This is a genomic window from Kitasatospora sp. NPDC057518 (assembly GCF_042802075.1).
Taxonomy (GTDB): domain Bacteria; phylum Actinomycetota; class Actinomycetes; order Streptomycetales; family Streptomycetaceae; genus Kitasatospora.
The window spans coordinates 1-11,062 of sequence record NZ_JBHVEU010000295.1 but is presented as its reverse complement, the minus strand read 5'-3'; the positions used below and the strand labels follow the sequence as shown (position 1 = coordinate 11,062).

The following is an 11,062-nucleotide window of genomic DNA, read 5'->3' as shown; positions in this document are numbered from 1 at the left end:
TCTCCGAGAGCGAACTGCTCGACTGGACGGGCGCGTTGCGCGAAGCCTGGGAGCTGCTCGGGCGCGACCTGCCCGGGTACGCGGAAGGCATCCGGCGAGCACGGCGGTGCCGATCGAGGCGCCGACCTGCTGGGTGGTGTTCACCAGGCCGGAGGCGATGCCGGCGTCGTTGGGCGAGGTGACCGACATGGCCTGGCCGATCAGCGCCGGCATGGCCGCGCCGAAGCCGAGGCCGAGCAGCACGAACGGCGGCACGATGTCGACGAGGAAGCTGCCGTCGCTCGGCACCCGGGCCAGCAGCGCGAGCGCCGCGGCCACCAGCAGCAGGCCGACGACCAGCACCCGGCGGGGCCCGAACTTCTGGTTCAGCTTGACCGCGAAGCCCAGCGAGACGATCGCGATGGTGACCGGCGCGGGCAGGAAGGCGAGCCCGGTCTTCAGGGCGTCGTAGCCCAGGACGTTCTGGAAGTAGAGCGCGGTGCAGAACTGGTAGCCGAACAGGCCGGCGACCATCAGGACCATGATGCCGTTGGCGCCGGAGACCGCCCGGGAGCGGAAGATGTGCAGCGGCAGCAGCGGCTTGGCCGCGTACGCCTGGCGGACCACGAAACCGGCCAGCAGCACCAGCGAGCCGGCCAGCAGGCCCAGCGTGCGGGCGTCGCCCCAGGTGTACTCCTCGGCCTTGATGATCGTGTAGACCAGCAGCATCAGACCGCCGGTGGCGAGCACCGAACCGATCAGGTCGGCGCCCTCGCGCAGCCCCGCTCCCTTCCCGCCGGGCACCACGCTCTGCGTCAGCACGAGCGCCACCAGGCCGATCGGCACGTTGACGTAGAACACCCACGGCCAGCTGAAGCTCTGCGTCAGCACGCCGCCCAGGATCAGGCCCAGCGAGGCGCCGGCCGCGGAGACGAACGCGTACGCCGCCAGTGCCTTGGCGCGCTCGCCGGCGTCGGGGAACAGGGTGATGATCATGCCCAGGACGACGGCCGAGGCGAGCGCCCCGCCGACCCCCTGGACGAACCGGAACACCACCAGCGCCGTCGAGGAGGAGGACAGGCCGCAGGCCAGCGAGGCCACCGTGAACAGGCCCAGGCCCGCGCTGAAGACGCGCTTGCCGCCCAGCAGGTCGCCCAGCCGGCCGGAGAGCAGCAGCAGCCCGGCGAAGGCGATGAGGTAGGCGTTGACCACCCAGGCCAGGCCGGACTGGGTGAAGCCGAGGTCGGTCTGGATGGTCGGGAGGGCGACGGTCACGATCGAACCGTCGAGGATGATCATCAGGTTGCCGGTGCAGAGGAGCCCCAGTGCCAACCAGCGTGACCTGGAAGGCTGGAGGGACGGCGGGGCTTGCGTGGTCATCGGAGCAGTCCTTCGGGGGAATGGCCCGGGAGGGGCGCCCGGTGGCGCCCGCGCTCCCTGAGGGCACTTCTTGTTACAGCGACCATCATGTGTGACCATCAAGTCCACCGTAAGGAGGCACTTTCATGTTCCTGGGGAACAACGATGTGATCGAGGACATCGACGAGACCGGCGGCCTCGACGACCCGGCCCCCGCCCGCGAGGCGTGCACCGTCCTGGAGGCGCTCAACCGGATCAGCGGCAAGTGGGCGATCGGGATCCTGCTCAACCTCAGCCACGGCCCGGTCCGCTTCACCGAACTCGAACGGTCCGTACCCGGAATCAGCCGCCGCATGCTCACCCTGACACTGCGGAACCTCGAACGCGACGGACTGATCGAGCGCACCGTCTACGCGACCGTGCCGCCCAAGGTGGAGTACCGCGGCACCGAGATGGCCGCCGAGCTCTACGCCTCCCTCAAGGGCCTCACCGCCTGGGCGGAACGCCACCGCGACGCCATCGCCCGCTCACGCGACTCCTACGACCGGGAGCAACTGGCGGCGGGCACCGGAGACCTCTGAGGCCAGGCCCTCCGCTATGCGAAGGGCGAGCCCGTCATCATGCTCGACGGGCTCGCCCGGATACTCCGCGTCGACCGGCAGGAGATCGCCCGCCGGGGCCTGACCCCGGCCGTTCGGCGCGGCGGCGCCGGAAGAACTGCCGGATGGAGCAAGGACGTTAATGGCGAGCAGGGCTCGGCCTGACCGCCACGATCCCGGGCTACGTCAGCTTGTAGGCCATCTCGGCGAGCTCGAGTGCCTGACGGAGCGTGTTCTCGTCCGTGATCTGCACGCTCACCCGGTAGGCCCGGTGGCCCTTGGGGACGAGATAGGCGTCCGGTGCGATGCCGTGAAGGGTCGCGGCGTCGCTGTCGTAGTTGAGCCGCAGGTTGACCACGCCGGTGTCGGCGTGGACGTACGCGAACCCGCCGAGCTGGCTTCCCTGTCGTCGCAGGCGCAGGTAGTCGCTGTAGTCGAGGGGTTCTCCCTCCTGGTGCGTCTTCCGCTTGACCCCGTGCAGCGCGGCGTTGGGCCACGACGTCGTCTCCTCGAGGAACGAGACGAACTGCTCCGCGGCGGGGTTCCGGGTCAGCATCTTCCTCACCTCCGCCTGGCCCTCGGCCGCGAGGCCGGGAATCGGCAGCGACTGCCAGCTGCCCCCGACTGGCGCGTCCTCCCCTGCGCTTGGACGGCTGGCGGGCGTCGAGCCCACTCCCATCGCGGCAATGAGCTGCCTTCCCACGTCGGACGCGTCCAGCTCTTCTGCCGTGCCCTCCACCTGGATGAACGTGACCTTCACTTCAACCCCTCCCTGAGTTGCATCAGTACATGGAAAGTAGCATCAACTCCCAATGTATGGAATGTATTCAGGGGGCCCCGAAGCAGGGAGTGCCGGGTGTCGGAGGGAACGGATATCGGGCACAGAACCATCGCATCGCGGGTAGGCACAGGCTCCTACCGCCGTAGCATGAGGGGTGTGGAGTCGCGCCAGTTGCGGTACTTCGGCGCGGTGGTCGGCGGGGGTGTCTGGCTGCCTGGCGGCGAACCTGTCAATCGGCCGCCGGGGTGATCTCGTACATCCCGGGTCCGTCCAGGTAGCGCACCGTGTTGAGGTCGCGCTGCAGAACGGCGTCCACCGGGTGGCTGAGCGTCAGAGTGACCGGATACTCGCGGTCGTAGGTGGTTGAGGTGATGGCGTCACCGGGCCTCACCAGCTCGGTGAGGGAGTGGAAGCTCGCCAGTTGCTCGAGCTGGTCGAGCGCGCGGTAGCCCCGCAGTCGGCCCGTGGCCGGAGCGACCAGTGCCGCCCAGGCGAACGCGTGCTGCCGCTGATAGGGCCGGCCCGCCCGGGCCCGGAACCGCTCGGGCCGGACGTAGGCGTCGACGGTCCACTCCAGCTGGCCCTCGCCCAGGACCTCGGCCGTGTAGTAGGGCAGCCCCGAGACACGGGCACCCACCTCGACCAGTCGCGGGCCGTCCGGGGTCAGCTTGATCTCCAGGTGTGCCGCGCCGTACCGGATGCCGAGGGCGTCCAGCACCCGGCGGCCGTAGCCGAAGAGCTCGCCGACCGGCTGTTCGTCGCAGCGCAGCAGCACCTGCGCGGTCACCAGGTCCCGGACCCCGTTGGCCTGGATCCGCTCGGTGCGCCAGGCGTCGGTCAGCTGGTGCACACCAGCGCAACTGACCGTGTTCACGATGTACTCGGCGCCCACCAGGTACTCCTGGGCGACGACCTCGGTGATCGGCTCGCCCAGCACCACGCGGCGGTCGCGGAGCGCGCGCAGCGCGGCGACCGAGTCCTGCGGAGCGTCGCAGAACGACACGCCGTCGCCCCAGTAGCCGCGCAGGGGTTTGACGACCACGGTCCCGCCCAGTTCCTCGTGCCAGGCCAGCAGTTCGGCCTCGTCACCGGTTCGCAGCTGCCGCATGCCGGGGACGCCCTGAGCCTTGATCGTTTCGATCTGTACGTACTTGTCGCGCCGCGCGCTGCTCAGGGCGGTGCCGTTGGAGGCCAGCCCCAGCCGCTCGGAGAGGGCGTCGGCGAGCTCCACCCCGGTCTCGCGACCGGCCAGGACCGCGACCGGCCCCAGCGCGGCGAGTTGTGCGGTCAGAACGTCCAACTCGTCTTCGTGGACGAGCACATGACCGAAGGCCCGGTCGTCCACCAGATCGAGTCCGACCGGAGGGGCGGGAGTGCTCCGGACCTGGATCACCTCGCCGCCCAGCGCGCCGAAGGCGCCGGTGAACCCGGAGGACGTGCCGAACGCGTCGACGACCGCGACACGGAATGCTGACATCGGTTGCCTGCCTACTGGTTGGCCGGAGCGGAGCCGGGGTGGATGAGATCGGCGCGAAGCGCGAGGAGCCGGTACACCGCATTGGTGAGCACGTGCCGGACGCTGAACCCCGACGTGCCGGGGTCCCGGCCGTCCAGGATGTCGTGTTCGCCGCCCTGCTCGTGGATACCGCGACGGGTCAGCCCGGTCCGCTCCCGGAACGCCTCGGGGAGCGCGTGCCGGGTGACGCCCAGGTGCGCCATCCGGAAGTCCACGAACTTGTCGATCACCCTGACCAGCCGGGCGCGCCCCGCGCGGTCGAGCACCAGCCGTCCCTCCCGCAGCCGTTGGGACACGTTCGCCCCGCGGATGGAATCGCCGCGCCACCGCGCGATGGCGGGCCGCGACCACGAGGGGAAGTAGGACATCGACTGGTCCAGGAAGACGCCGTACTCCTTCGACGGCGGCAGCAGGGCCAGTTCGAGGAGGTGGACACTGGGCATGAACGCACCGCTCGCGCCGCGCGGGCCGCCGGGATGCCCCATGTGGTAGGGGCGGAACCGGTTGAACGCCTGCTGGGACAGCTTGCGGTACCTGGCCATGTACCGGGTGAACTCCGCGAGGTACTCGACGACGTCGTCCAGGACCGCGGCCGGTCGGGCGGCGGCCGTCGGCAGGACCAGCGAGCGCAGACCGTAGGCGGCCGATTTGGCCCATGGTTCGGAGAGGTGGTGGCCGAGGTAGAAGTCCCGTTCGAGAGGGGCGTCCCGGCCCGCGGAGAACACCCGGATGTCCCCGCTGCGCCGGTGTTCCTCGCAGTTGACGTCGATCAGGAGCTCATAGCTCAGATGGGGATCCAGGGCGGGGAACCTGCCGCACTGGGCGGATATCAGCTCGGCCAGGGCGCGGGGTGCGGCCTGCGGCCCCGCGGGCGCGTAGCCGCTGAGCAGGAAGAGCAGATCGAGCTGGAGGAGACGCGCGGTCCGCTCGTCGTCCTCGGAGAGGCACTGCGGAGTGACGTTCCGGAGCATCTGCTCCTGGGAGTCAGCGAGTTGATGGTACGTCAGGCGCCCTGCCGAAAGGTCGCCGAGGGCGGCGGGAAGGCTGCACAGGACGTAGTCGCGCAGCGGTGAGCCCGAGCGACCGGGGGCGGGAGAGGTGTGCTGCCGGGGGTGTGCGACACCGTCGAAGAGCTGGCTGCTGTTCACGTCTTCTCCTTGCCGGCCGCCGCGACGGGCCGTGACGGCGCTGGGGTTGGTGTTGCCCGGGGGCCGGTCGCCTGCTGGATCCCGTGCCGGCGGCGTCGAGGCCGCGGACGACGAGCGCGGCCGTCGAACGGTGCGTTCCGGTGGAGGGGGCACGACGGGTCGAGCGGGCCCGCGGGTCCAAGCGTGCTTCACCGCCACGCGTCGGCACATCGGTCATCTGACGGCGGGAGCCGACCGGTTGACCGCGTCGGCCACGTCGGCCACGTCGGGCGGTGAGCCGTGACCGGGGTGAGCGGTCCTGGTTCGGGCTGGACGATGAGTCCGGGGCAGAGCGGACGCACCGTCAAATGACCGATGTGGAACAGAAGTACCGAGCCGATGATGGAGAGCACACGCCCGCCCCGAAGGCGGCGCCCCGTCTGTGCCTCCCGTCATCAGCAGCCCGCTGTCCGACAGCGCCGGAGCGGTTCGCCGGCAGCGGCCGGGTGTTCCGGGCGCAGAACCGGGCCCGGTCCTTCCGGCGGCACCATCACACACACGGACAGGTGATTCACATGCTCACACCCAGGGCCATGCTCCGCGGCTCGGCCGCCACGGCGATGGTCGTCGCCGCCCTGACCGGCCTAGGTGCCGGAACGGCACACGCCGCCGGCTGGCCTCCGTTGCAGCCGGGCGCCCGCCTCTACTCAGGCACCGGCGGGAGCGGCGCGGTGACCGCGGTCGACCTCGACGACTTCGGCACGTGCCACACGCTGGTGGCACCCGCCCGATCGGTCCAGGTCGCCTCCGGCTCCGCGTCCGTGGTGCTGTACTCCGGCGCGGGCTGCTCCGGCGCCACCCCGTGGGCCACCGGCTCGCTGGCCCAGTTCAACCTGCCGTGGCCGGTGCTGAGCTACCGGGTGGTCCCGGCCTGACGCCACCCGGACCAGGGCGGTACGGCCCTCGGCGACCTCTTCGCACGGAGGCCTCGAAGCCCCTGTCACGAGGGGCGCCGGGGTAGGCCGGTGACGCCCGACGGCGGGCGGAACACCTCACATCCCGTTCCGACACGAGGAGTCCACTGGAACGAGGTCGACAGGGGCGGCCACTTCGCCGCCCGGGAGCAGCCGCAGCTCCTGGCCGAAGAACTCCGCGCCGCCTTCAGGACGCTGAGGTGACACGGCGCGGTGGTGCCGGGCCCCGCACCACCGCGCGTGCCGCCGGCTGACCGCCGCGCGCCGGTCGTGACGGAACCCGTGCGACTCGGCCGGCCCCGCCCTTCGTAGGATGGGTGCAGCTCCTCCGGGAGGAACTCTCCCCGGAGGTGCCATGCCGCAGTCCGCGAACCACCAGCTCATCGGGCGTACCCGGGAGGTGGAGGTGCTGGACCGTCTGCTGCGCGAGGTGGGCGACGGGCGCAGCCGGGTGCTGGTGCTGCGGGGTGAGGCGGGTGTCGGCAAGTCGGCGCTGCTCGACCATCTGGCTGGGCAGGCGGGGCAGTGGCAGGTGGTACGCGCGGCCGGTGTCGAGGCCGAGGCCGAGTTCGCCTATGCGGCCCTGCAACGGCTGTGCGCCCCGCTGTTGTCGCACCTCGGCCGGCTGCCGGAGGTGCAGCAGGACGCGTTGCGGGTCGCGTTCGGCCTGAGCACGGGAAACCCGCCCGAGATGCTGCTGGTGGGGCTCGCGGTTCTCGGTCTCCTCGCCGAGGCGGCGGCCCGGTCCGCGCTGGTGTGCCTGGTCGACGACGCGCAGTGGCTGGACCTGATGTCCCGGCGAATCCTGGCGTTCGTCGGGCGCCGGCTGGACGCGGAATCGGTGGCGCTGGTGTTCGCCGAGCGGATCACCGACGGGAATTCGGACGACGAGGGCCTTTCCGGTCTGCCGGACCTTCCGCTGGGCGGGCTGGCCGATGCCGACGCCCGGGCGCTGCTGGACGGCGTGCTGCCGGGGCCGGTCGACGCCCGGGTACGGGACCGGATCGTGGCCGAGACCGGCGGGAATCCGCTCGCCCTGCTGGAGCTGCCCCGGGGCCTGTCGCCGGCGGAGTTGGCGTTCGGCTTCGGCGGGCCCGGCGCGGGCCCGCTGGCGACCCGGCTCGAGGACGGCTTCCGCCGGCGCGTCGACGCCCTGCCGGCCGACACCCGAGCCCTGCTGCTGGTCGCGGCGGTCGAACCGGTCGGCGACGGGCCGCTGTTGTGGCACGCCCTGCGTCTGCTGGGCATCGGGCCGGAGGCCGTGGCGCCGGCCGAGGCCGCGGACCTGATCACCCTGGGAGCCGCCGTGCGGTTCCGGCACCCGCTGGTGCGTTCGGCGGTGTGGCGCGGCGCGGATGCCGCGGCGCTGCATGCGGCGCACGCGGCCCTGGCCGAGGCCACCGACGCCGAGCGCGACCCCGACCGGCGGGCCTGGCACCGGGCCCACGCCGCGGTCGGGCCGGACGAACAGGTGGCGGCCGCACTGGAGAGCTCCGCCGACCGGGCCCTGGCACGCGGCGGCCGGGCGGCCGCCGCCTCCTTCCTGGAGCGTGCCGCCGCGCTCACCCCTTGCCCGGAGGCGCGGGCGCGGCGCGCTCTGGCGGCCGCGGCGGCCCATGTCGCCGCGGGCGTGCCGGCCCGGGTGCCCGACCTGCTCGCCGCCGCGGAGCTGGGGCCGCTGGACCGGCTGCAGCAGGCCCATGCCGACCGGCTGCGGGCCAAGGCGTCGTCCATGACCGACTCGGGGAGGGGCGCGGTGCAGCCGCTGCTCGACGCGGCGGGTCGGCTCAGGGACCTCGACCCGGCCCTCGCGCGGGAGACCTGCCTCGCGGCGTACGACGCGGCCATCTGGGTCGGCCGGTACGACGAAGGCGCACTGCGCCGGGTCGCCGAGGCCGCTCGAGACCTGCCGCCCGGCGACGAGCCGGCGGGAGTCTTCCTCAGGGCCCTGGTCGCCCGGAGCGTGGACGGGCCGGCTGCCGTCTTCCCGCAGCTGGCACGGGCGCTGCGCTCCCTCACCGACGAGGAGGACCCGTCCGTCCTGTGGGCGGCCGCGAACGCCGCCGCGGAGCTGGGCGATCTCCAGGGCTGGCTGGACATCGGCGGCCGGGCGGTCCGCTTCGCACGCCGGACGGGAACCCTGTCGCTCCTCTCGACGGCGCTGCCCTACCAGGCGTCCGCGCTGGGCTTCGCGGGGCGTTTCTCCCCAGCGGGCGACCTGCTGGCCGAGGCCGCGGCCCTGGACAAGGTCACCGGCTCGGTGGCGCGCACGGCCACGGCGGCCTTGATCAGCGCGTACCAGGGACGGGAACGACCGGCCCTCGAAGCGATCGAGGCGATGGAACACGAGGGCGAGCAGCGCGGCCTGGGCCGACTCGTCGGCGTAGCCGCGTGCGCGAGGGCTGTGCTCCACAACGGCCTGGGCAACTATCCGCTCGCCATGGAAGCGGCGCTCCGGGGCGGGGAGTACCAGGACCTCGTGGTGCACGTCTGGACGTGCGGCGAGCTGGTCGAGGCCGCGACCAGGGCCGGCGAGCCGGCCGTGGCGGCCGGGGCGCGCGAGCGGCTCGCCGACTGGAGCCGGGCCGGCACGCCCTGGGCCCTGGGCGCGCACGCGGTCGCCGAAGCCCTGACCGGAGCACCCGAGCAGGCCGAGGACCGCTACCGCGAGGCCGTCGACCACTTCGGCCGCGGCGGGCTCGGCGTGTTCGAGACCCGGGCCCGACTGCTGTACGGGGAGTGGCTGCGCCGCCGGAACCGGCGCGCGCAGGCCCGTACCGAGCTGCGGGCGGCGTACGAGGCGGCCGGGCGCACGGGTATGGAGGGGTTCGCCGAGCGGGCCCGGCGTGAGCTGCTCGCCACCGGTGAGACGGTTCGCAAGAGGACCGTCGGCGCGCCGGTCCTGACCCCGCAGGAGGCGCGGATCGCCCGCCTCGCGGCCGCCGGGCACCCGAACGCGGAGATCGGCGAGCACCTGTTCCTGAGCCCCCGTACGGTCGAGTGGCACCTGCGCAAGGTCTTCGCCAAGCTGGGGATCTCCTCCCGTCGAGAGATCGACGGCGCCCTGTCCGTGCGGTGACGGCGATGCGGTGACGGCCGTGCGGTGACGGCAGTGCGGGATCAGCAGGGGTCACAGATGGTCGGCGTCCACCACGGCCTGGGCGAACGCCGTCGGCGCCTCCTGCGGCGCGTTGTGGCCGATGCCGGTGAGGACGCGGTGCTCGTAGGGGCCGGTGAAGAACGTCCGGTACCCACTGCCGTCGGTGGTGGGCAGGAACGGGTCGAGGGAGGGGTCCACGGCGATGGCCGGCACCGTGACGGGCGGTCGGGCCGCGAGTAGCCGCTCGTAGCGCTCGTAGCGGCGCTCGCCGCCGGCCAGGCCCAGACGCCAGCGGTAGTTGTGGATCACGATGGCGGCGTAGTCGGGGTTCTCGAACGCCGCCGCGGTGCGTTCGAAGGTGGCGTCGTCGAACCTCCAGGTGGGGGAGGTCTCCTCCCACACCAGTCGGCACAGGTCGTGCCGGTTCTGCCTGGTCTCCATGGCGACGCGGCCGCGGTCGGTGGCGAAGTAGTACTGGTACCACCAGGTGCGCTCGGCCTTCGGCGGCAGCGGGTTCTTCTGCGAGGGGAGGTTGACGATCAGGTAACCGCTCACCGCCACCAGGGCCTTGACCCGCTCCGGCCACAGCGCCGCGACGGTGCCGGCGGCCCGCGAGCCCCAGTCGAAGCCGGCCAGCACCGCCTCGGGGATCTTCAGGGCGTCCATCAGGGCGATGACGTCGAGGGCGATCGCGGACTGCTGCCCGGTACGGACGGTCGTCGGGGACAGGAAGGTGGTGGTGCCGTGGCCCCGCAGGTACGGCACGATCACCCGGTAGCCGGCGTCCGCCAGCAGCGGCGCCACGTCGACATAGCTGTGGATGTCGTAGGGCCAGCCGTGCAGGCAGATGACCACGGGCCCGTGCTTCGGCCCGGCCTCGGCGTAGCCGATGTCGAGCACGCCGGCCTGGACCCGCTTCAGGTCGGTGAACGTGGTGTGGGTGCCCGCGGTGACGGCCGGGATGACCGGGGCCGGGCGGCCGGGCCGGTCGGAACCGGCCGCGAGGGCGGCAGGCGCGTTCGAGCCCGCGCCGACCGACACGGCCGTGGCGCCCATGCCGAGACCGACCGCTTTGGTGAAGGCACGCCTGTCGATCATGTCTGATCCTTCCTGGAGACCCGCTGGTGCCTCCACTGTTCTCCGGCCGCCGGCCGGCCGCATCGGTCACATGACGTCGAGACGCAGGAAGGCGCCCGCGGACCCGCGAAGGGTCTGCCGGGCCGCCGGATTCAGTCATTCGACTGTGTCCGCCGGCCTGCCGCTCGGTGATCCTCGAAGGAGCGCCGTGATGCCGGCGGATCGTCGTGCGTGCAATTCGGAAGGTCTGGCCGTGAAACAAACCCCCGTCGTCCTCATCCACGGTGCGTGGTTCCACATGTCCTCCTGGGAGGGCTGGGCCGAGCGGTTCACCGCGTACGGTTACGCGGTGTGCGTCCCGGGCTGGCCCGGCGAAACCCACACCGCCGACCAGGCCCGCCGCGATCCCGGCCCGCCGCGCGACCTCGGGCTCGCCGCGCTCGCGGCCCACTACGAGCAGGTCGTGCGCAGCTTCGACGACCCGCCGGTCCTCATCGGGCACTCGGCCGGCGGCCTCATCGCCCAGCACCTCCTCGGGGCCGACCTCGGC

The 11,062-nt window shown here is 72.4% G+C and carries 9 protein-coding genes; 4 read left to right on the top strand and 5 right to left on the bottom strand.

The annotated features are described in order from the left end of the window. A partial coding sequence (locus tag ACFU7Z_RS26580; RefSeq protein WP_380780122.1) for a DHA2 family efflux MFS transporter permease subunit occupies positions 1-1,359 on the bottom strand: 1,359 nt, incomplete at its 3' end. A 125-nt stretch (positions 1,360-1,484) separates the two neighbouring features. Here ACFU7Z_RS26580 and ACFU7Z_RS26575 point away from each other — a divergent pair. Next, entirely contained in the window at positions 1,485-1,919 is a 435-nt protein-coding gene (locus ACFU7Z_RS26575; RefSeq protein WP_079272302.1) for a helix-turn-helix domain-containing protein, read from the top strand. Between the two features lie 199 nt (positions 1,920-2,118). Here the strand turns inward: ACFU7Z_RS26575 and ACFU7Z_RS26570 are convergent, their stop codons facing one another. From ACFU7Z_RS26570 to ACFU7Z_RS26560, 3 genes are all read right to left on the bottom strand, one after another. Beyond that, positions 2,119-2,697: a hypothetical protein gene (locus ACFU7Z_RS26570; RefSeq protein WP_380780120.1), complete on the bottom strand. Its 579-nt coding sequence runs from the start codon at positions 2,695-2,697 to the stop codon at positions 2,119-2,121. Positions 2,698-2,947: 250 nt separating this feature from the next. Next, positions 2,948-4,195: an ATP-grasp domain-containing protein gene (locus ACFU7Z_RS26565; RefSeq protein WP_380780119.1), complete on the bottom strand. Its 1,248-nt coding sequence runs from the start codon at positions 4,193-4,195 to the stop codon at positions 2,948-2,950. Between the two features lie 11 nt (positions 4,196-4,206). After that, complete coding sequence (locus ACFU7Z_RS26560) at positions 4,207-5,382, bottom strand: hypothetical protein (protein ID WP_380780118.1); 1,176 nt, start codon at positions 5,380-5,382, stop codon at positions 4,207-4,209. Positions 5,383-5,936: 554 nt separating this feature from the next. Here ACFU7Z_RS26560 and ACFU7Z_RS26555 point away from each other — a divergent pair. Both ACFU7Z_RS26555 and ACFU7Z_RS26550 read left to right on the top strand, forming a co-directional pair. Continuing rightward, positions 5,937-6,296, top strand: coding sequence for a hypothetical protein (locus ACFU7Z_RS26555; RefSeq protein ID WP_380780116.1), 360 nt, complete (start codon positions 5,937-5,939; stop codon positions 6,294-6,296). A gap of 394 nt (positions 6,297-6,690) precedes the next feature. After that, the gene (locus ACFU7Z_RS26550; RefSeq protein ID WP_380780114.1) at positions 6,691-9,414 is read left to right on the top strand and encodes an AAA family ATPase; all 2,724 of its coding nucleotides are present in this window, start codon (positions 6,691-6,693) and stop codon (positions 9,412-9,414) included. A gap of 51 nt (positions 9,415-9,465) precedes the next feature. Here ACFU7Z_RS26550 and ACFU7Z_RS26545 read toward each other — a convergent pair whose 3' ends face one another. After that, positions 9,466-10,533, bottom strand: coding sequence for an alpha/beta fold hydrolase (locus ACFU7Z_RS26545; protein WP_380780112.1), 1,068 nt, complete (start codon positions 10,531-10,533; stop codon positions 9,466-9,468). A gap of 232 nt (positions 10,534-10,765) precedes the next feature. Between ACFU7Z_RS26545 and ACFU7Z_RS26540 the strand changes: the two genes are divergently transcribed. Beyond that, positions 10,766-11,062: alpha/beta hydrolase (locus tag ACFU7Z_RS26540; protein WP_380780110.1), on the top strand; the 297-nt coding region annotated here is incomplete at its 3' end.